This window comes from Vibrio alfacsensis, assembly GCF_019670485.1.
Classification (GTDB): domain Bacteria; phylum Pseudomonadota; class Gammaproteobacteria; order Enterobacterales; family Vibrionaceae; genus Vibrio; species Vibrio alfacsensis.
The window spans coordinates 881,626-901,683 of the sequence record NZ_AP024166.1 but is presented as its reverse complement, the minus strand read 5'-3'; the positions used below and the strand labels follow the sequence as shown (position 1 = coordinate 901,683).

The 20,058-nt window shown below is 43.3% G+C and carries 16 protein-coding genes, 1 tRNA gene and 1 pseudogene; 5 read left to right on the top strand and 13 right to left on the bottom strand.

Translation table 11 applies throughout. The features are described 5' to 3' along the window. Window positions 1-42: 42 nt before the first annotated feature. The 3 genes from VA249_RS18480 to VA249_RS18475 all read right to left on the bottom strand — a co-directional run bounded on the left by VA249_RS18480 (window position 43) and on the right by VA249_RS18475 (window position 2,905). Complete coding sequence (locus VA249_RS18480; RefSeq protein WP_225927130.1) at window positions 43-783, bottom strand: site-specific integrase; 741 nt, start codon at window positions 781-783, stop codon at window positions 43-45. 5 nt (window positions 784-788) lie between these two features. After that, the gene (locus VA249_RS24140) at window positions 789-1,133 is read right to left on the bottom strand and encodes a phage integrase central domain-containing protein (protein ID WP_225927129.1); all 345 of its coding nucleotides are present in this window, start codon (window positions 1,131-1,133) and stop codon (window positions 789-791) included. A gap of 689 nt (window positions 1,134-1,822) precedes the next feature. Continuing rightward, entirely contained in the window at window positions 1,823-2,905 is a 1,083-nt protein-coding gene (locus VA249_RS18475) for an alpha/beta hydrolase (protein WP_221070167.1), read from the bottom strand. A gap of 311 nt (window positions 2,906-3,216) precedes the next feature. Here VA249_RS18475 and VA249_RS18470 point away from each other — a divergent pair, with 311 nt between their 5' ends. After that, complete coding sequence (locus tag VA249_RS18470; protein WP_221070166.1) at window positions 3,217-4,047, top strand: LysR family transcriptional regulator; 831 nt, start codon at window positions 3,217-3,219, stop codon at window positions 4,045-4,047. Between the two features lie 129 nt (window positions 4,048-4,176). On the opposite strand, the pseudogene VA249_RS18465 reads toward VA249_RS18470, so the two are convergent. The 4 genes and pseudogenes from VA249_RS18465 to VA249_RS18450 all read right to left on the bottom strand — a co-directional run. Continuing rightward, window positions 4,177-4,413 (bottom strand): annotated as a pseudogene (locus VA249_RS18465) (tyrosine-type recombinase/integrase); the annotation flags it as partial. Between the two features lie 222 nt (window positions 4,414-4,635). Continuing rightward, the gene (locus tag VA249_RS18460; RefSeq protein WP_221070163.1) at window positions 4,636-4,797 is read right to left on the bottom strand and encodes a hypothetical protein; all 162 of its coding nucleotides are present in this window, start codon (window positions 4,795-4,797) and stop codon (window positions 4,636-4,638) included. Window positions 4,798-4,898: 101 nt separating this feature from the next. Further along, window positions 4,899-6,197: a tyrosine-type recombinase/integrase gene (locus tag VA249_RS18455; protein ID WP_221070161.1), complete on the bottom strand. Its 1,299-nt coding sequence runs from the start codon at window positions 6,195-6,197 to the stop codon at window positions 4,899-4,901. Between the two features lie 79 nt (window positions 6,198-6,276). Continuing rightward, window positions 6,277-6,367 (bottom strand) — tRNA-Ser (locus tag VA249_RS18450). Between the two features lie 330 nt (window positions 6,368-6,697). On the opposite strand from VA249_RS18450, the gene VA249_RS18445 reads away from it, so the two are divergent. Then, window positions 6,698-7,378: a MaoC family dehydratase gene (locus tag VA249_RS18445; protein WP_221070159.1), complete on the top strand. Its 681-nt coding sequence runs from the start codon at window positions 6,698-6,700 to the stop codon at window positions 7,376-7,378. A gap of 57 nt (window positions 7,379-7,435) precedes the next feature. On the opposite strand, the gene VA249_RS18440 is transcribed toward VA249_RS18445, so the two are convergent. Then, window positions 7,436-8,263 carry a phosphate ABC transporter substrate-binding protein gene (locus VA249_RS18440; protein WP_221070157.1) on the bottom strand — a complete coding sequence of 276 codons (828 nt, stop codon included), beginning with the start codon at window positions 8,261-8,263 and terminating at the stop codon, window positions 7,436-7,438. Window positions 8,264-8,622: 359 nt separating this feature from the next. Between VA249_RS18440 and VA249_RS18435 the strand changes: the two genes are divergently transcribed. Next, entirely contained in the window at window positions 8,623-8,976 is a 354-nt protein-coding gene (locus tag VA249_RS18435; RefSeq protein ID WP_211916948.1) for a DUF3024 domain-containing protein, read from the top strand. 6 nt (window positions 8,977-8,982) lie between these two features. On the opposite strand, the gene VA249_RS18430 is transcribed toward VA249_RS18435, so the two are convergent. Together VA249_RS18430 and rnb are read right to left on the bottom strand one after the other, a co-directional pair. Continuing rightward, window positions 8,983-9,780 (bottom strand): helix-turn-helix transcriptional regulator, encoded by a 798-nt coding sequence (locus tag VA249_RS18430; protein WP_211916950.1) that lies wholly within the window; start codon window positions 9,778-9,780, stop codon window positions 8,983-8,985. Window positions 9,781-9,848: 68 nt separating this feature from the next. Next, complete coding sequence (rnb, locus tag VA249_RS18425) at window positions 9,849-11,852, bottom strand: exoribonuclease II (protein ID WP_221070155.1); 2,004 nt, start codon at window positions 11,850-11,852, stop codon at window positions 9,849-9,851. A gap of 376 nt (window positions 11,853-12,228) precedes the next feature. Between rnb and VA249_RS18420 the strand changes: the two genes are divergently transcribed. Together VA249_RS18420 and VA249_RS18415 are read left to right on the top strand one after the other, a co-directional pair. Next, window positions 12,229-14,214 carry a DEAD/DEAH box helicase gene (locus VA249_RS18420; protein WP_221070153.1) on the top strand — a complete coding sequence of 662 codons (1,986 nt, stop codon included), beginning with the start codon at window positions 12,229-12,231 and terminating at the stop codon, window positions 14,212-14,214. A 355-nt stretch (window positions 14,215-14,569) separates the two neighbouring features. Beyond that, entirely contained in the window at window positions 14,570-15,763 is a 1,194-nt protein-coding gene (locus tag VA249_RS18415) for an acetate/propionate family kinase (RefSeq protein ID WP_211916982.1), read from the top strand. A gap of 117 nt (window positions 15,764-15,880) precedes the next feature. On the opposite strand, the gene VA249_RS18410 is transcribed toward VA249_RS18415, so the two are convergent. The 3 genes from VA249_RS18410 to ccoN are packed head-to-tail and all read right to left on the bottom strand — an operon-like array spanning window position 15,881 to window position 20,057. Continuing rightward, window positions 15,881-18,037, bottom strand: a complete 2,157-nt coding sequence (locus tag VA249_RS18410) for a c-type cytochrome (protein WP_221070150.1) — start codon at window positions 18,035-18,037, stop codon at window positions 15,881-15,883. Then, window positions 18,034-18,648, bottom strand: a complete 615-nt coding sequence (locus VA249_RS18405) for a cbb3-type cytochrome c oxidase subunit II (protein WP_221072233.1) — start codon at window positions 18,646-18,648, stop codon at window positions 18,034-18,036. Before VA249_RS18405 ends, VA249_RS18410 begins: the two co-directional genes overlap by 4 nt. Then, the gene (ccoN, locus tag VA249_RS18400; protein WP_221070149.1) at window positions 18,642-20,057 is read right to left on the bottom strand and encodes a cytochrome-c oxidase, cbb3-type subunit I; all 1,416 of its coding nucleotides are present in this window, start codon (window positions 20,055-20,057) and stop codon (window positions 18,642-18,644) included. Before ccoN ends, VA249_RS18405 begins: the two co-directional genes overlap by 7 nt. Window position 20,058: the final 1 nt, after the last annotated feature.

Here is a 20,058-nt window from a genome sequence, read left to right as displayed (position 1 = left end):
AATGCACGACTCTTGAGTTGTTCTCAAGCGAGAAGACTCCCATCATGCATCCTCCAGCATCGCTTGTATCAACTGCATTAGTTGCGGCTTTTTAGTCAGCTTGCCGAGCATATTGGAAGCTGCATCAGGCACCGCTGGTAGAGAAACAGTGCGCTTTACTTCAGGCATTCCAAATGCATCTTGTAGATGCTGAGAGGCAAGTAAAGCACAATCTGGTGCATCTTCACGAAGCCACTTTCCATAATGCATGTCGATCATGTGAGTGCCAGTGTGCCCCATTTGCTGGCTGATCCACTCTTTGCTGATACCAGCGGTCAAACATTGCGAAGCAAACGTATGGCGCAGTTGACCAACACCTCGATGTGCGATACCAGCAGTTTCTAAAAATGGAGTGAAAAAGGCTTTACCGAACTGCTTGGCGTTGAGAAAAGGTTGACGTGTTTTGCTATTGATAAAAATAAATGCAATCGACTCTTTCTGAATGGTCTTATTGTCTCGCTGTAAAACAACAATAGTCTTGCGACGACGCTTACCTGTGATGGCTACCTGTTTTTTTAGGATATCCACAGCTAACGGATTCAAATCAACCGCACGCACAGAACCTGGTGTTTTAGGCACTTTATAATCGTTCAGTACACGAGCACGACGAACGTAAAGTACATTGCGTTGCCAGTCGACATCATCCCAAGAAGCTGCAATCAGTTCGCTAATCCTCAGCCCTGTTAGTGCGTCAAACAACGCTGCATTCTTCCCTTGTTCACATACGTTCTTGCACTCAAACATGAGTGTTAAATCTGATTTAATAAATGGATTCGGTTCATTTTTCGCGTTTTTAGATTTTCTAGACCTGTCATCGGATTACGTTTAATGATGCCGTCTAGCGTCGCACGCTTAAAAATGGCACGCAGAATAGTTAAGTGCCCATTGATGGTTTTATTCGAAAAGCGTTTATGCCACTTGAAGATAAGCTCGTGAAGGTCGCTATGCAGTACAGAGTCGATCGCACGTTTGCCGATTGCTTTTCTAATGTTGTTCGCCTTACTTGCTTCAGAGCGTTGTGTTGAAGGAGAAACACTGAATCGCCTTTCAGCAAGGTAAGAATCTAGATAATCGTTGATTGTTTTTATTTTCATAATTCACTCATTTCGCAGCCCAAATGCTGCGTTTCGAATGGAAATTACGATGAAGATGAAAATACGTCAAACGCCTAAGCTTATGATAATTAACACATAAATCATGACTAGTAATCGTGAGTTATGTATAACAGAACAAAAAATAAATGAAATTCCCCCTAATTTATCAACCGAGTTCATTTTAGAGTTTTTGGCTCATTGGTGGGTAATCTGAACGGGAAAAAGAATTTTTGAGAGTTTTACGTTTTGGAATCTTGATCACACTTGCGTACAGTGGAAACTGCCGTGAAATCAGAAAAATGATGCAGAGCCAAAACTCTACAGAGAGTGCGCTGAATTAGCTAAGTGGACAGTTATACTAACTATATGGCGTATTAATGATGACTTGGAATGAAACAGAGCGAAGCAATCAAAAGATTACATGAGTGGGATATAAAGGGACGGTATGTTTATCAGCATCGTGATCTAAGAAAAGTGTTCCATGAAGATGCAGATAGAGTATTCAATGAAAGCCTTTAACACTTCAGTGTATAATTACATCTGTTTAGAATCCACTCTATCCTAGTGCAGGATTGAGAGTGTTTATTAAGAAAGTACATGACAATTATCCACCTTTGGTTACCTTAGAACTACGTACTACCGCCATTTAAGAAGACCTAAGAGAGTATCATGTACTTTTAGATTGGAAATTATTTTGTTACGAATGCACTAGTGAAAAACGCATTCAACTGTTTAGTTACTGGATCCAAATATTTGGGGTTGTCGTAAAGGTCAAAGTGCGTTGCTCCTTCAACCTTGAAGAGATTTTTCTTACCCTCTGCACGCTCTACTGCCGCAACACTAAATGGGTAAGTAAACGCCTCTGTTCCTGCAACCGCCAGGAAAGGTGTTCCGAGATCATTTAGTTGAGGCAACATAAATGATGTGTTTACCGATAGTCTTGCTTCAATTGAAATTGCTGAACGCTTATTTTCCCAGCCATCAATAAAACCTCGTTCAGTACGATAATAGTCATAGCCCTGCTTCCAGAAATCGCTTGTACTTGAAGTTAAATCTGGAACTAATTGCGTATAATCCATAATACCAGTTTCAACATATTTCTGACGTGCCTCTGCTGACTTATTCATCAATGTTTGAAAACGCTCTTTCTGCATTTCGCTAGGGGGATTTATACCATCTAGACCAGCCTCTCGCTCTCTAAAGTCAAATACACCGCTTACTGTCGCAAATGCATCAATTCTAGAATCATTCACCGCAGCTAATACACCGTAACCAGCGCCTGAGCAAAGAGCTAGAAGACCCACTTTGCTATCAGCTAGATTGGGAAGTGTTAACAAATAGTCTACAGCACCTTTGATATCTTCAGCTTTCCAGTACGGATTTTCTGTTTGCCTAGGTTCTCCGCCACTTTGACCATAAGTCCTGTGATCAAAGGCAATAGCAATGAACCCTTGTTCTGCAAGCTTTTTAGCATATATACCTGCGGTTTGTTCTTTTAGACCTCCCTGTGGAGCAACCACTACAACAGCAGAATAGCGTTTCCTGCTATCATAACTTGCTGGTAGGTAAAGATTAGCTGCTATTTTTTCCCCATGAACATTAAAGCTAACTGATTGACCCCCAAGTGATTTTTTAGCTGCTGGACTAGACGCTGGGTTAGGCATGACAAAATCTACCGCGACCGCTTTTGAGATAAAGCCTGTAGGTAAAATTGTGGACATGGTAATAGCCATGGTAACCGCCATAGCTAAACTTTTTTTGGTTGTGCGCATTATGCAATCTCCTAAACTAAGTATTCCAAAGTAACTTCAAGGTGATTGCTTCAGAAACAGTTCTTTAGTTTGTTGATCAGACAACGACTTGAAGCTCGTAGTTCTAAATCAACATCCATTGACGAAATATGTTTGCCAATGACGACGTTCTAAACGCCTGGCTCTTGAAGTTACTTGGTATAGTGTGAGTTTAAAGACTTGAATTCCCCGTTACCATCGTATTAATTTATTAGGCATTATAGAAAAAAATTATACTCAAGAAATGATTTGGTATAATGTTCAATGATAGTTTTCCTCTATCAGGGTTCACAATGAAAACTCGTTTGCTAAAGACTTTTGTTGCAGTGTATGAAGAAAAGCATATAACTCTTGCGGCAGAGCGGTGTCATGTGACACAACCATCAATCTCCTCAAATCTAAAAATGCTGGAAGAACAGTTAGGTTACAAGCTGTTTACACGAGGCAGCAAGGGCGTAGAACCGACACCTGCCGCAGAACAATTGTATCCCCGAGCTGTAAAGCTTTTAGCGGAGATAAATGATCTATCTTCTTTGTTGGATAAGCAAAAAACAACATTAACGCTTGGACTACCATTGGATTTAAGTCCTTCAAGAACAAGCTTATTATTAAAAGAGATAAAGCTAAAATTACCAAATATTTCTCTGCACCTAAAAGCTTGGAATGACCAGTGTGATGCACGAATTACACTAGATTTTCATAAAAAAGACAGTGAAGTATTTATTCCGTTATGGGAGGAGGATTACTTACTCTGTCTACCTAAGGAGCACGAGTTAACTAAATTTGACATCGTGCCACCAATCGCTCTTGAAGAGCAGGTTTTTATGGAATGCCCGACTTGTGAATCTCATGCTCAGATGGCAAAGATGAAAACAGGTAATCGCCGCTCAATTGTTATAGAAGCAAAAGCTGATACAAAATTGCAAGTTTTACAATTGGTAAAAGCTGGATATGGCATCTCATTTTTACCAGAAGGTTTGATGGAAAATGAGACTAAAGTCGTGTCAAGAGCGTTGAAAGCACCGAGAGTCTTTCGACGCATAGGAATGGCTGTCGAGGCAAAAAATATCGAGGACGATGTTATATCTCAATTGATCGATGTTATATCTGCTATTGAATTTTAATTCAAAAGTTCAAGTCTGAAATATTGTAATCCTTGTTTGAGCAACCTATCACTTCATTCTTATTTTCGTGTAATGGCGGGTTGCTTAAAGGATAAATATTGAGATTCAATCCCTTTGAATCACGATCTTTTAAATGAGGAGGGCGGTAATAAGTTGAGTAACGATATCTTCTATTACCAAAGACAACTTCTGAATGGGATATTTCTTCCCATAGCGACCAAATGTCATACTTGAATGAGTATGACCGACTAGTTGTGCAACCATCGACTCTTCAACACCAGCCTGTTTCAACTCATCTATAAATGTATGGCGGAAACTATACGCCGTTGGGCGGGCTTTTGCTGGCATGCCGATTTCTGTTTGTAAGCGGTCAAACTGGCGACAATAGCGTTTTGATCAGTCTCACTATTCACTTACTGATTTGTATCTAAGTAACTGAATAAATTGCAGATTTTAGATTGTCGAGAGAGTTAATAAAACAATGTATTAGTTTATAAAGTCGATAAGGTTACTTGTACTGCGTGGTAATTGTCTCATCTTAGTCAGGCACAATCATTGGCGTATATCAAAGCTTAGATGAACATGAGGTCACGGTTGGGAATCTTCAGACTTAGCAAGTGAAAAACTACCATCGTCGTTTTGAGTCCAAACAACGATGTCGCCAGCACTCCAGCCTAGTTCCTCTAAATATTGGTCTGGAATTTCAAAGTAATGCTCGCCTTCATCAGTGATCTTAATTGGGACTATCATCAGTTTGACCTCATTGGTAAACAATAAATCGATAATCAGCAATATAGTCCCATTATGAAAATGTAGTCAAACAAAGTCTTTTTGCTAGCAGTATTCTTACCTTACAGCTTATGAAACTGCACATTTTCTATCACTGATGCCAACATCCGAACAGGATATTTTTTACCATAACGACCAAATGTCATGCTTTGATGAGTATGACCGACTAGCTGTGCAACCAGCGACTCTTCAACACCAGCCTGTTTTAACTCATCAACAAATGTGTGGCGGAAACTATACGCCGTCGGGCGAGCTTTTGCTGGCATGCCGATTTCCGTTTGTAAGCGTCCAAATTGCTGACAATAGCGTTTAGACCAGTCTTCCCACTTACCGTCAGGTTTATAGCTAAAAAGCTGAATACATCGCGCTGATTTACGCTTAGCCACGTAGTCAAGAAAACCACTATCAATTAGATTGCTATGGATAGGTACATACCGAACACTGCTCGCTGTCTTCACATGTTGATTTTCACCATCCTCAGACACTACAAAGCAATGATAACCATCTTTAGTCCTAACATCAGCTACTCGTAACTGACAAGCTTCAGTAGGCCTTAAGCCATGATAAAGCATGATGTTAGTGACCCACTTGAACTCTTCTGGTTTTGACTGATATTCAGAAGACTTAAAGAGCTTGGTTAAGTCCTTAATTGACCAACGTTCACGTTCTTCATCTTGAGTTCTCTTCTTCATTTGGTCTTGAACAGCAATTTCTTGAAATGGATTTTCCGAGATGTAATTCATTTGCTTACACCATTTGAAGAACTGACGGCAGGATGCTATGTAATCTTTATTGGTTTTGTAGCTTCTTCCTTCCTTGTACAAACGGTCACGAAAGCGCACTGCATCAGCACTTGTTATTCTGGATACACAAGCAATTGCCAAAGGAGTCAGAAAATGAGCAGTACGTTGATTTAGTTGCTCGATGGTAAGGGGGCGTACTTTGCCGTGCTGCTTAGAAACGATAAATTCTTCTAACGCATTTTCAGGGGTGATGACGATATTTGGTTTTATAGTTGTTGGTTCTACAACGTTCACTGCTGCCAGTGAAGGAAGCGAACTTGCAGTTCGCACTTGTCGAATTGGTAGACGCACCGTATCACGCAATGGAAATCCATCTCGCACATTGTTAACGAGTTCGTCTACTTTAAGACGAAAAGAAGCAGCATCGAATTCTTGGAAAGCTTCGTCTATGAGCTTTTTAAGTGGGGGAGCAAGGATAAAATTACGCTCTACAGCTTCATCACGTCGCTTGGTAAGTAGCGAAATTTTTAAGTCAAAAGGAAAGCCATTATCTTTTAAAGGTTTAGGCAAACAGATGCGAGTGTAGTAGGTCGAGTTTGGGGCGCGAAAAAGGTACATTGTCTCAGTCAATCCTAAGTGGTGACTTAATGCAGTGCCAAAAACGCGAAAAGCCCCTGATAAATCAGGGGCTTGAATGTGGCGGAGAGATAGGGATTTGAACCCTAGGTACGCTATTAACGTACGCCGGTTTTCAAGACCGGTGCTTTCAACCACTCAGCCATCTCTCCGTTGTTGCGGCGCATGATAGGGGGTGTTCGGTTCGTTGTAAAGTACTGATTTGCACAAAAAGTTTCGTTTGCTTGTTTTATGCGCAAGCTCAGCGTGCTTGTAATGCTATAAGTTACGAAGTTAATAGGTAGAGAGTACAAATTGGTAGAGTTTTTACTTTATATTGTACATAGTTAATAAAATGGCGTTTTATTTCTATGTGTTTGAAAATATAAAGTTTATACCCTTTGAGGATACACATGTACGCCCGAAAGTGTTTGCAACATAGTGTGAACTAATTCAAAATTAACTGGTATAGCCAGTTGTGCTTAATTCTTTTAAGGGTACATATGAAAGTCACGAATCTATTTAAAGACAAAGTTGGTGCGATCTCAACACATCAATCAGAGTTTATGAATTGGATGTCTCCAACGTTACGCGACTATTGGAGTGATTTTCTAGGTAAAGCTCAAGGTAGCTTTCTGTTCTCTAAAGTGCGTGATCACCAACAGCCAGCTGTTAATGAAGAAGTGATCCCACAACCTGAACCTATTGTCCTAAAGCCAGAAGCTCAAGTGCTTTTCGATGAGTTAAACGAAAAAATTGGTGAAGTCATTCACGTAGGTGAGTGGGTACACGTATCTCAGGAACGTATCAACCAGTTTGGTGCCGTTACGGAAGATATGCAGTGGATCCATACTGATCCTGAGCGAGCGGCGACAGAATCCCCATTTAAAACAACGATTGCTCATGGCTTCTTGACGCTAGCATTGTTGCCTAAATTGACGGATTCAGTGGATGCAGAAAAGCCAATGTTCCCAACGGCTAAGCTTGTGGTGAACTTAGGATTGAACCAAGTGCGTTTTCCATACCCAGTAAAAGCGGGTAACAACGTTCGTGCATCAAGTACGCTAACTAAAATTACTCCAATTAAGAAAGGGTTGGAGATTGAGCGTGAAATCAAAGTGGAAATCGAAGGCATTCGTCGCCCAGGCGCGGTAGTTGTATCGGTGATTCAATTACACTTTTAAGTAAAAGTTTCGATAAAAAAGAGAGCCTAATTTGGCTCTCTTTTTTATGCGTTCTATTTACTGGTTAAAATTTTTGGCGGGAGTATAACCGTAATCCGCAATGGCTTTTTGACCACTTTCCGATTTAAGGAATTTAACGAAGTCTTTGCCTGCCGCATCGAGCCCATCAACTTTGTATAAAATGAGGAAAGGTCTTGCCAACTTGTATTTGTGGTTTGCGATATTATTAGCAGATGGCTCAATACCTTCAAACTGAACGGCTTTTACTGAACGATCCACTGAACCCACAGAAATAAAGCCAATGGCATGAGGGTTATGGTTTACGATGGTTTTCACCATACTGTTGCTATTCACCACTAGATTGTTCGGGTTAATGTCAGAAACTAATCGATCATTAACGATGGTAGTCAGGCCAAGCAAGCTTTCAAAACTGTAGCGTGAGCCCGAAGAGGCTTCTCGAGTCACAACGGCGATAGGTTGCTCATCTCCACCAACTTGTTTCCAGTTAGTGACTTTGCCTTTATAAATATCATAAAGTTGTTGTTCTGTTAGGTTTGTTACCACATTCGTACGATTAACCACAACGGCAAGGCCATCAAAAGCGATAGGGAAGACATTCAAATTCTCGCCTTTTTCACTTTCTGTCAAATATCGTGAGCTCATGCCCAACTCGACGATGCCTTTGTTTACCATCATGATACCTGCACTGGAGCCAATACCTTGTACGGCAATGTAATCATCAGGATGGGACTTGTTGTACTCTTCTGCCAATACATCCATCACACGTGCAACGGAAGTCGAGCCAGAGATATTGACTTCTTTTGCTACTGCGGTTGGGAGAGTGAGGGCCATGGCTAAGATTGATGCCATAGTAATGCGTAACATATTGAACTCCATATACGGTAATTTGCAGCGCTCATCATATTTCGTTCAAGTTACACTTTTGTGAATGTTTGCAATGCGATTTTAAATTGGTACATCTAACAAGCGATGAGCAAATGTAAAGAGGTGACGCAGTTAGCTTTTCGGCTACAAATGGAATGGTATTCTACGAAAGAGTGACAAGATACAGTGATTTTCTCTCACAAGGTTGGGTGTATTGCTTTATATGCTTTTAGGTTTTAGTGATTTGATATCAATAAATTATAAATCGCTTACGTAGTACGGAAGCTAAGCTGCTTTTGCGGAAACACACACGCTGAGGTGACTTGGGTATATACTAAGAACAGTATAGGAGTAGGTAAATGTCGGTATCACAAATGGCAATGAGCCGTCTGCATAAGTTGGTCGAGTCGCTATGTTCGAGACGTAATGTTAACTTACCCATCGAGCAGGGGAAGTGCTTATACACTCCTATTGAGGGAGGGGTTGAGCTGTTCCATGCTCATTTTCTTCTTGATTCCCAGCACAGTGAATACACATCTCCCATTGCTAAGATTTTATTCGATATAGAAAAGCAGATTTGGTGCTTCTATGTACCCACAGAGTTTGGTGAAGAAATTCACTGGATACCTTATAAAACCCTTCCATTTAGCTCATCATTAGAGACGCTTTTAAATGAGTTAGAAAGCGATCCACACGCCTGTTTTTGGCAATAGTGCGCTTTATTGTTTGCTAATCTGACTCCGAAATTCTTTTGGAGTGATGCTATAGATGGATTTAAATGCAGTACTAAAATGTGCAGCGCTCTTAAATCCGGATTCAAATGCAATTTGTGTAATGGATTTTGGTGAAACCCGAAGTTGCGTAGCGGCGTGATTGATGCGTTTCACTTTTAGTATGTGGGAAAAAGAGAGGTTTTCTGCAGCAAGCCTACGTTTTAGTGTCGCAATCGACATGGTCATGTACGTCGCTAAACTTTCCAACGTGATGTCTTTTTCTATGTTCGCTTCTATGTATTGTATTGCTTTTTGGGAAGCGGTCAGAGTGCAGGCATCACTGATGATCGATAGTATGTTTGGTTCTACCCTTACCATTAGTGACAGTAAAGCGAGTGCGATGTGTGCCTGAGCATATTGAGGGTCTTGATTGTCAGAAAGTGCAATGAGCGTATCTTTCAACTCTGCAATTTGACTATGTTCAGAGGCTGAAAATGGATAGAAGCGTCGCTCAGTCGATTCGAGTACGAGATCGGGGTGGGCTGCTTTAAATTGGCTAAAAAGATTGATATCAAACACGATGGCGAGCGCTTTGAATGGACCAGGTTGAGCTTCTGCGCTATTGAGATCGGATGAGTTATAAAGCGTGAAATCGCCAGATGTTAGTTCAAACTGTTCGCCGTTAGGTTGGTTTACGGTGAGTGCACCAGTTTCGACCACGTAAATTCCGTAATGAGTGGATGGGTAGCGCTCACTTTTACGAGCGGAGAAATGATTAAAGTGAATGATCTCAATGTTCAGCATAGTTATTCTTATTTCTGATTACGTATAAAAAAGGCGCTCATTTGAGCGCCTTTTCACCTTAATCGGTATTATTCACTAACAGGTTCTTCTGTTTGTGTTGCTGCTACATCAGCAAATACCTCGGTAGGCTTTGCAACTAAACTGCGGTTTTCTTGGTTCACATCTGTTAAAACGATCTCCAGCGTGTCACCCAGTTTGTATACCACTTCTTTATCGATAGAGATGGTACCGTTGTCGCCGTTACACTCAATTCTTTCTTTATTATCAAGGATTAGGCTGCCCGGAATAAAGGCTGCAGCACCATTTTCGAGAAGTCGAACACGTGCACCTGCTCGATTAATATCAAAAATCTCACCTGTGAAACAAGTTTGCTTTGCTGGTTCCTCGGCTAATGTGCGAGCGTATAGCCAATCAGACACGTTTCGTTCGGCAATTTTGTGGTGCTTACGGTGTAGAGCAAGTTCTTCACCCACTTGGTCATCGGGTTTTTGAATTGGCTCTTTGCCAAGAATGACCGCTTTTAGCATACGGTGGTTGATCATATCGCCGTATTTACGAATTGGCGAAGTCCAGGTAGCGTAAATATCTAAGCCCATAGCATAGTGAGGTAGAGGTTGATTTCCAACTTCACTGTACGTTTGGAATTTGCGAATGCGGTTGTCTAGGTAAGCCGTTTCTTGTTCGCCTAACCAACGACGCAATGCTGCAAAACCCTCTAATGTAGAGATCGACTCAACTGTAAAGTCAGTTGCACCCGATTGAGTTACGAGCTCTACGACTTCTTCAAGTTTTTCTGCTTTGATGCCTGCATGGGTGTTAAACACGCCAGTGTCGAAATTGTCACGCAGAGTGCGGCCTGCACAGATGTTAGCGGTGATCATTGATTCTTCAACCAGACGGTTTGCACAACGACGCATGTCCGCGTGAATAGCAACAACATCGTTGTCTTCGCTTAGTTCAAAACGGTAGTCTGGTCGATCTGGGAATACCACTGCGTTCTTTTCACGCCAATCTGCGCGCGCAAGAGAGAAGTCGTATAGATCACGAACAATCACCGCGATTTCTTCGCTTGGTTGCCATGCATCACAATGGCCATTTTCAAGCCAATCTGAAACATTGTTGTACGCAAGACGCGCATGTGACTTAATGTTTGCCGCAAAGAATTTGATATCGTCACCAATGACGCCATCTTTGCTCACCGTTACGGTACAACAGATAGCTGGTCGAATCTCACCTTCAATCAGCGAACACAGGTTATCGGCAAGGTCACGCGGTAGCATAGGGATGTTGCGGCCAGGAAGATAAATCGTGTAGCCACGTTCACGCGCCACTTTATCCATCTCATCTTCTGGTGTGATGTATGCGGTTGGATCCGCAATCGCAATGGTAAGTTCAAAGTCACCAGATTCTGTTTTCTTCGCGAAAAGCGCATCGTCCATGTCTTTGGTTGATTCACCATCGATGGTCACGAAAGGCACGTGAGTCATGTCAACACGTTCTAAATCTGCATCGTCTTTCAGTTCCCAGTTCTCTAGGCCAGCAGGTTCAGAGTTAGGAAGATCATTTTGCGCAAGTGTCACCCACCAAGGTGCGATTTTGTCGTTCGCATCGGTGATTTTTTCAGAGATCTCAACAAAGAATCCGTTATCATCTTTTAATGGATGGCGAATAAGATGTGCAACAACCCAATCACCCTCAGCAAAATTGTCAGGTTTGAGGCCTTTCTTTAGTTTTGCTTTTAAAGAGAGCTTTTTAAGCTGCGGATGGTCAGGAGCAACATTTAGTTTGCCTTTGAACATTTTTACTCGACCAATGAAGCGAGTAATAGATTGTTCTAGTAGTTCTTGAGGTTCAGCAACTTCGCGTTCTTTTTCTGTACGGATAATGGCAACCACTTTATCTCCGTGCATGCATTTTTTCATGTACGCAGGCGGAATGAAGAAGCTAGTTTTGCTGTCTACTTCCAGAAAGCCAAAGCCTTTGTCTGTTGCTTTGATCGAACCTTCTTTTTTAGGCAGGTTTTCTTGAATTTGTTGCTTAAGCTGAGCTAATAGTGGGTTATCTTGAAACATCTTTTTTAACTTACCAATGGAATTGCGCCCACTATAATCATTGCGAGCTATTATTACTACCTATAGCGCACAATTTCGATGTGAATTATTGATGAATTGATATCCTGTTAAGGTGCGTTTCTCTCTGAGAATGGGGGGAGAGGTGGAAAATTATGCATTTTATACCGTTTATGAAATAAATTGTGATGTAATTCAATTTTTTCTGGCTTTTTTTATGCATTTAGGGAATAATCCGCCTCCCTTAGTCGTCCCTAATGGCTTATCGCGGTTGTGTACTGTGCTAATTCCTATCTGAATGGATTTAGTATCTGGATGGATCAGTATCGAATTAGAAGAGCATATGGGACTGTTTTTTTGTTAATTAAGTAGGATCCCAATGCAAGATTCTGTTATTCAATTCAGCGATTTATCTCTGAATGATTCTATCCTTTCTGCTCTAGACGGAATGGGTTTCGTGTCACCAACTCCAATTCAGGCTGCGGCAATCCCACACCTATTGGAAGGTGCTGACGCGCTGGGCAAGGCACAAACGGGTACAGGTAAAACGGCAGCGTTCTCACTGCCTCTTCTAAACAAACTAGATCTTGATCAACGTAAACCTCAAGCTATCGTTCTTGCTCCAACTCGTGAGCTAGCGATTCAGGTTGCGGCTGAAATGAAAAACCTTGGTAAGAATATCAATGGTCTTAAAGTTCTAGAAATCTACGGTGGTGCATCTATCGTAGACCAAATGCGTGCACTTAAAAATGGTGCTCACGTTATTGTTGGTACGCCTGGCCGTGTTCAAGACCTTATCAACCGTGAACGTCTACACCTAGACGAAGTACACACATTCGTACTAGATGAAGCTGACGAAATGCTAAACATGGGTTTCGTTGACGACGTAACTAATATCATGGAACACGCTCCATCTTCAGCACAACGTGTATTGTTCTCTGCAACAATGCCACCGATGCTGAAAAACATTGTAGAGCGCTTCCTACGCGATCCTGTGACTGTTGACGTAGCTGGTAAGAACCACACTGTAGACAAAGTTCAACAGCAGTTCTGGGTAGTAAAAGGTGTAGAGAAAGATGAAGCAATGTCTCGTCTTCTTGAAACTGAAGAAACTGACGCGTCAATCGTATTCGTACGTACTCGTCAAGATACTGAGCGCCTAGCTGATTGGCTATCTGCACGTGGCTTTAAAGCTGCTGCACTTCACGGTGATATTCCTCAGTCTCTACGTGAGCGTACTGTTGATCACATCAAACAAGGTGTTATCGATATCCTAGTTGCAACTGACGTTGTTGCACGTGGTCTTGACGTTCCACGTATTACTCACGTATTTAACTACGATATCCCATTCGATGTTGAGTCATACATCCACCGTATTGGTCGTACTGGCCGTGCTGGACGTAAAGGTAAAGCGATTCTTCTAGTTCGCACTAACCAAATCCGCATGCTACGTACAATCGAGCGTGTAACTAAGTCATCTATGGAAGAAATCCAACTTCCTCTACGTGACCAAGTTGCTGAATCGCGTCTAAGCAAACTAGCGGCTGAGCTAGAAGCTGAGAAAGAGCACAAAGCACTAGACAAGTTTGCTGAGCTTGTAGAGAAACTACAAACTTCTCTAGAAATCGAACCAGCAATGCTAGCAGCTATGCTTCTTAAGCGTCAGCAAGGCAAGCGCCCACTATTCTACATTGGCGAAGACCCAATGGTAGAAGCGATTGAACGCGACAAGCAACGTCGTAAAGATCGCCGTGAGGGTGGTCGTGAAGGCGGCCGCGAGGGTGGTCGTAGCTTCAACAACCAAGAGTGGGATACATACCAACTACAAGTTGGCCGTGAGCAAGGTGTTCAAGTTAAAGACATCGTTGGTGCTCTAGCGAACGAACTAGGTCTTGGTAAAGGCTCTATCGGTGCAATCAAGCTAGCACAGGGTCACACTTTTGTTCAGCTACCAAAAGCAATGACTTCTGATGCAGCGAGCAAACTAAGCAAGCTACGCATTCGTCAACAAGATGTTGGTGCTGTAGTGTGTGACTTCGATGATTTCCGCGAGTCTCGTGGTGGTCGCCGTGACGGTGGTCGTCGTGATGGCGGTCGTCGTGAAGGTGGCTTCCGTGGTAACCGCGAAGGTGGCAACCGTGAAGGCGGCGGTTACCGTGGTAATCGTGAGGGTGGCAACCGTGAAGGTGGCGCTCGTCGTGAAGGTGGCTTCCGTGGCAACCGTGACGGTAATCGCGATGCTAATCGTGAGGGCAACCGCGAAGGTGGCGAACGTCGTTTCGATCGTAACCGTGGTGGTGATCACCGTGGCGCACATCGTGGTGAACGTGGTCACGGCCGTACTCGTCGCCCTCAAGACGCATAATATTTGCGCACTAAAAAATAGTTGAATTTGAAAGCCGAGCGAACAGCTCGGCTTTTTTGTCTCTGGTCTTCTATACTTTATCCATTCAAAAATATTTGTAATTTCTCAGCATTCTTAGTCATAAATTGATGATTTTATGTACTTGATTCTACTTGAGTTGAATTTATGACATATATTTCATGCTTCAAATAAATTTTAAACTTGTCGTAGATCAACAAAGTTCGCGCAAACGAGTAACTAATACTAAAAGATAGTTGAAAGATTAAAAAATTATTGAATAATAGAGTACACAAACAAGAAGTACTCGGCGCGTCAGCGCAATTACAACCTTTGCTCCACAACAGGAAATTATTTCATGTCTAATTCGTTTGTACTGGTGATCAACTCTGGTAGCTCATCACTAAAATTTGCAGTTATCGATTCAACTTCTGGCGATGCTGTATTAAGTGGTTTGGGCGAATGCTTTGGTCTGTCAGACGCTCGCATGAGCTGGAAATTCAACGGCGAGAAAACGGAAATCGCAATCGAAGGTGACGATAGCCATCACAAAATCGCTATCGGCAAACTGGTAGGTTTAACCGAAGAATATGGTCTAGCTAAAGACATCGTAGCGGTAGGTCACCGTATCGTACACGGCGGTGAAAAATTCACGAAAACAGTACGCATTACTGAAGAAGTAACGGCAGAAATCGAAAAGCTTGCAGATCTTGCTCCACTACATAACCCTGCAGGTGCTATCGGTATTCGTGCTGCAATCGAAGCATTCCCAACGCTTCCTCAGTTTGCTGTATTCGATACTGCATTCCACCAATCTATGCCTCAGCGCGCATACACAGGTGCGATTGCAAAAGAACTTTACACTGATTTCGGTATTCGTCGTTACGGTTTCCACGGTACTAGCCACTACTTCGTTAGCCGCGAAGCTGCGAAAATGTTGAACAAGCCAGTTGAAGAATCAAGCTTCATTTCAGTTCACTTAGGCAACGGTGCTTCTGTTTGTGCTATTAACAATGGTGAGTCTGTAGACACTTCTATGGGCTTTACACCGCTATCAGGTCTGATGATGGGCACACGCTGTGGTGACCTTGACCCAGGTATCATTGAGTACCTACTTAAGAAAGGTTGGTCTCAAGAGCAAGTGTTTACATCTTTGAATAAGGCTTCTGGCTTCTTAGGTGTATCCGGCCTGACAAGTGATGCTCGCGGTATTTTGGATGCGATGGAGCAAGGCCATGAAGGCGCTAAGCTTGCATTTGAAGTCTTTACATACCGTGTATCAAAATACATTGCGTCTTACCTTGCTGCTCTGGATTCATTTGACGGCATTATCTTTACAGGCGGCATTGGCGAGAACTCTCTACCAATCCGACGTCAGATTCTTAAAAACCTAAAACTACTAGGTTTTGTTGAAGATGAGAAAGGTAACGAAGACGCACGATTCGGTAACGCAGGTGTGGTTGCTACATCTGAGTTGCTTGGTGCGAAAGCACTGGTTATTCCTACCAATGAAGAGTGGGTTATCGCTCAACAGTCGGTGGAACTGCTGTAATACAGCAAAAATTTTTGGGAACTAAGTCAAAGGCCCTCTCCAATTGGAGAGGGCTTTTTTTATGTTTAAAGGGAACAATGGCAAAGGTAACGAGCATTAAACATACTTGATATTGAGCTACTTAATGTTGATGTTGTTATCTCGTCGGTCATACATGTCTGGTGTGGTATGTAGCCCTCCTGCGTAACCCGCTTCTTCGAGCGTTTCCCTTACTGCACGAACATCGGTAGCGGTGACAGGCTCCTGCTGATCACCAAGGTGTTTGCGCACAAATGTGATTAACTCGGCTAAGCGTGCATCAGACAATATATCCTCGAAGCTTGCCATCGGCATGAAGTTCTTCTCTGGATCGATGTAAGTTGGCTGCAACCCACGCACAGTAACGGCAATGGTATTGAAAGGGTCGCTGTGCATGATAATGCCGTTATTAAGCAACGTGGGTGCGATAGGGTCACGACCTTTACCGTCGTTTCCATGACAAGCCCCACAGGTTTGTTTGTAGGTCGCATATATTGGGTCTTGGTATGCGCTTTCATCAAACCCTTTTGGATCGAGCGGTACAGCATCAGAGGCAATGAAATTGTTCACATCACCATTGAGTAGGTAGTACGACATGGATGAAACATCGTCACGCGTCATTTGACTCAAGCTATTTTTCACTACATCTGCCATCCCAGCGAACGCGGTGCCTTTGTCAGAATGACCAGTGTGCAAAAAGTCGGTCAGTGATTTTTCATCCCATCCGCCGACATACAGTTCGGTCGCGGTGATGTCAGGTGCATTCCAACCATCAATCAAATTACCTTGGAAGATTCGCTCCGGGATTAATGCCTGAGCAATGTTACGCGGTGTGTGACACTCAGAGCAGTGGCCGAGACCTGCAACCCAATATTTTCCTTTTTGCCACTTTTCGATGTCATCTACGGTATTTTCTAACTCGGATGGTAAGTCGTAATTAATGGGATCGGTATCCATGAATACGATATTCCAACCGAGCAAACCAAGTCGGATGTTGGATGGGAACATCATACTGTTCTCATCATTTCGCCTTGCGACAGCGGGAATGGATTGCATGTACTCCCACAAGTCTTTCATATCTTTTTCCGTCAGGTATTGATATGAAGTGTACGGCATGGCGGGGTATAGATAGCCGTGTTTACCTTTGCCGTTGACCAAAGCATTACGGAAGTCTTCGTAGTTGTACTCACCAATGCCTTCGCTGGCATGTGGCGTAATGTTAGTCGAATAAACCGTACCAAATGGCGTAACAAATGGTAGGCCGCCAGCGAATGGCTCACCACCCTCTGCACTATGGCAAGCGATACAATCACCGGCGTGGGCAATATATTCGCCCCGTGTTACAGATTGAGCATTTAACGCGGCGAGTTTTTCCATTTGCACGTTACCCGCGTGTCGAATATACGCTCCAATTGCGAGGATCTCGTTGTGGGTTAGCTGGTTTTCAAATGCAGGCATGAGGTTATTGAGCCCATAGTTGATGGTGTGTTGTATCTCTTCAATACTGCCACCATGTAGCCAGGTGCTATCTGATAAGCTAGGGACTCCGGTTTGCTGGTTCGCGATTGAACCATCGCCATGACAAGATGCACAATATTGAACAAATAAATCTTTTCCTAATTGGATTTTGACTTCTGGCACATCACTGTGGCGTTGGTTGAGTGAGGCAAGGTAGTAAGAAATTTTGTCGACTTCATCTTTTCTGAGAACTTCTACCCAGCCAGGCATGGCTCCGTTTCGCCCTTTGGCGATGGAGTGGATAACGGAATCGTCGTCTCCACCATACAACCACTCATTGTCGATAAGGTTTGGAAAGTGTTTTTGACCTTGTGCGTTGTCACGATGGCATGCTGCACAGTGAGTTTGAAATAGCATACTGCCAGTACGAACGATGTCACCATTTTGCGCGAGTACTGCCAGAGACGTGTCACTCACTTGGTTAAATTGATCATCGAGAGTCATGGTGGGATTACTCAATTTGTCATCGCTTTGCTGCCAGTCGACGAGGCCTTTCCATTCTCCTAATCCGGGGTACAAGACGAGGTAGCCTAATGAAAGCAAAAACGCGACCGCGTAACTTATAAACAGTAATTTTGGTGGTGGGGCATCTTTTTCGTCGATACCATCAAAACTTGCGATAGTATGGTTCTGGTCCGCTTTATGATTGCTGCGCCAGTATTTGACAATCACACTCACCATTAATGCAAAAAAAACAAGGGTAAAGACAACTGCCCACCCATTCCAGAATGTGCTCATGGTGACACCTCCTGTGCAGTATCTTGACCAAGGCTTTGAAGATAACGAATCAGAGCTTCTCCTTTGGTTCGCCCCCTCACTTGTAAACGTGCATCGGAAATCTCTTGATCGGTATAGGGAACGCCCAAAAAGCGCAGTGTTTCCATTTTATCCCCGATGGCGTCACCAGAAAGGGTTTGCTCGAATAGCCAAGGGTAGGCTGGCATAATGGAAGTCGGAATCACCTGTCTTGGGTCGACAAGATGCAAGACATGCCATTGGTCAGAATACTTACGCCCCAGATTGGTGAGATCTGGTCCGGTACGTTTAGAACCCCACAAATTTGGAAATTCATAAATATCATCAGATTCTAAGTTGGGGCGACCATTACGTTTTACCTCTGGATCGAGAGGCCGTACCATTTGCGTATGGCAAACATGACACCCCTCACTGATGTATATGTCACGGCCAGCAAGCTCGATAGCCGTTAGCGGTTTGGCTAAGCTGCCTTTGGCGATGTCATCAGTGCGTAGGATATTGGGAACAACCCACACTGCCAGCGAGAACGACGCAACAGCCACCGTTGTGATGATCAAAATGACGACGGAATGTGTGAAGTCTTTACTCATGATGACACCTCCTTAGCGACTAATACTGAAGGAGAGCGGACGGTTTTGTACAAGTTGAACGCCATTAAAAATAAGCCAAGTACAAACAGTGCGCCGCCAAAGAAGCGCATGAACAACCAAGGTGCCTTGAAGTTCATCGCCTCGATAAAGCTGTAAACTAACTCGCCATTTTCATTTTGTGTTAGCCACATGTAGCCCTCACCAATTCCCGCAACCCAAAGTGCAATGGCATAGAGTGCCACGCCTGCGTGAGCAAGCCAGAAATGCCACTTAATTAATCGAGGTGACCACAACTCGGTCTTATTCCAAAGACGAGGTATAAAGTAATAGAAAACCGCGATCCCCGACATCCCAACCCATCCAAGGGCACCCGAGTGAACATGGCCGATTACCCACTCGGTGTTATGGGCCACCATATTAAACCAACGAATGGCAAGCAAAGGTCCCTCAAAAGTGGCTAAGCAGTAGTAAAGAATGGCGGAAAAAAAGAACAGGCAGATATAGTCAGATTTGAGTTTTTGCTTGTTCTGCAACAGTGTCATGGCGCTGTTGAATGCCCCAGCCCAAGAGGGAAGCCAAAGGATCAGCGACATCACGATACCAATGTTTTGCACCCATGTTGGAACGGAAGAGTAGATTAAGTGGTGTGTTCCAGCCCAAGTATAAAACCCGACGAGCCCCCAAAAGTGAATCACGGATAAGCGGTAAGAATATATAGGGCGGTCGGCCGCTTTCGGAATGAAGTAGTAGTTCATCCCAATCACGCCGGCAGTGAGTAAGAAGCCCACAGCATTGTGCCCCCACCACCATTGAACGATGGCATCTTGAGCCCCTGCAAATACGGAATAGGATTTCATCAAAGAAACTGGCATGGCCAAATTATTCACGATGAAGATCATCGCGATGACGATAATGAAGGCCGTGAAAAACCAGTTGGCGACGAAGATGTGTTCAACTGTGCGCTTGGCTAATGTGCCGAAGAAGAGTACCGCATAAAGGACCCAAACTAACACGATCAGAAGATCGATCGGCCATTCGAGTTCCGCATACTCTTTTGATGTTGTGTAACCTGCGGGAAGAGTCAGCAAAGCAAGGAACAGTACCAATTGCCAACCCCAGAAAACCATCCAAGATAGACTTTGATTAAACAGCTCGCAGCGCCCCGTGCGTTGAGCAATGTAGAGCGACGTTCCCATGAGAATATTGACCACAAAACCATATATGACTCCAGACGTGTGCAACGGTCTGAGTCGACCAAATTGGAAGTATTGAGAATCAAAATTAAGCACTGGCCAATACAGTTGAGCGGCTAAAATGACGCCAATAATCATACCCGCAATAGCCCAAACCAAAGAGGCGAGTACGAAAAACTTCACAACCTTAATGTTGTACTGTGTCGTTACTTGTTCCATT

Bases quoted from the DNA above. Each gene is read 5' to 3' on its own strand.
- VA249_RS18480 (WP_225927130.1), bottom strand. From the start codon at position 783: ATGTTTGAGTGCAAGAACGTATGTGAACAAGGGAAGAATGCAGCGTTG.
- VA249_RS24140 (WP_225927129.1), bottom strand. From the start codon at position 1,133: ATGAAAATAAAAACAATCAACGATTATCTAGATTCTTACCTTGCTGAA.
- VA249_RS18475 (WP_221070167.1), bottom strand. From the start codon at position 2,905: ATGCGCACAACCAAAAAAAGTTTAGCTATGGCGGTTACCATGGCTATT.
- VA249_RS18470 (WP_221070166.1), top strand. From the start codon at position 3,217: ATGAAAACTCGTTTGCTAAAGACTTTTGTTGCAGTGTATGAAGAAAAG.
- VA249_RS18460 (WP_221070163.1), bottom strand. From the start codon at position 4,797: ATGATAGTCCCAATTAAGATCACTGATGAAGGCGAGCATTACTTTGAA.
- VA249_RS18455 (WP_221070161.1), bottom strand. From the start codon at position 6,197: ATGTACCTTTTTCGCGCCCCAAACTCGACCTACTACACTCGCATCTGT.
- VA249_RS18445 (WP_221070159.1), top strand. From the start codon at position 6,698: ATGAAAGTCACGAATCTATTTAAAGACAAAGTTGGTGCGATCTCAACA.
- VA249_RS18440 (WP_221070157.1), bottom strand. From the start codon at position 8,263: ATGTTACGCATTACTATGGCATCAATCTTAGCCATGGCCCTCACTCTC.
- VA249_RS18435 (WP_211916948.1), top strand. From the start codon at position 8,623: ATGTCGGTATCACAAATGGCAATGAGCCGTCTGCATAAGTTGGTCGAG.
- VA249_RS18430 (WP_211916950.1), bottom strand. From the start codon at position 9,780: ATGCTGAACATTGAGATCATTCACTTTAATCATTTCTCCGCTCGTAAA.
- rnb (WP_221070155.1), bottom strand. From the start codon at position 11,852: ATGTTTCAAGATAACCCACTATTAGCTCAGCTTAAGCAACAAATTCAA.
- VA249_RS18420 (WP_221070153.1), top strand. From the start codon at position 12,229: ATGCAAGATTCTGTTATTCAATTCAGCGATTTATCTCTGAATGATTCT.
- VA249_RS18415 (WP_211916982.1), top strand. From the start codon at position 14,570: ATGTCTAATTCGTTTGTACTGGTGATCAACTCTGGTAGCTCATCACTA.
- VA249_RS18410 (WP_221070150.1), bottom strand. From the start codon at position 18,037: ATGAGCACATTCTGGAATGGGTGGGCAGTTGTCTTTACCCTTGTTTTT.
- ccoN (WP_221070149.1), bottom strand. From the start codon at position 20,057: ATGGAACAAGTAACGACACAGTACAACATTAAGGTTGTGAAGTTTTTC.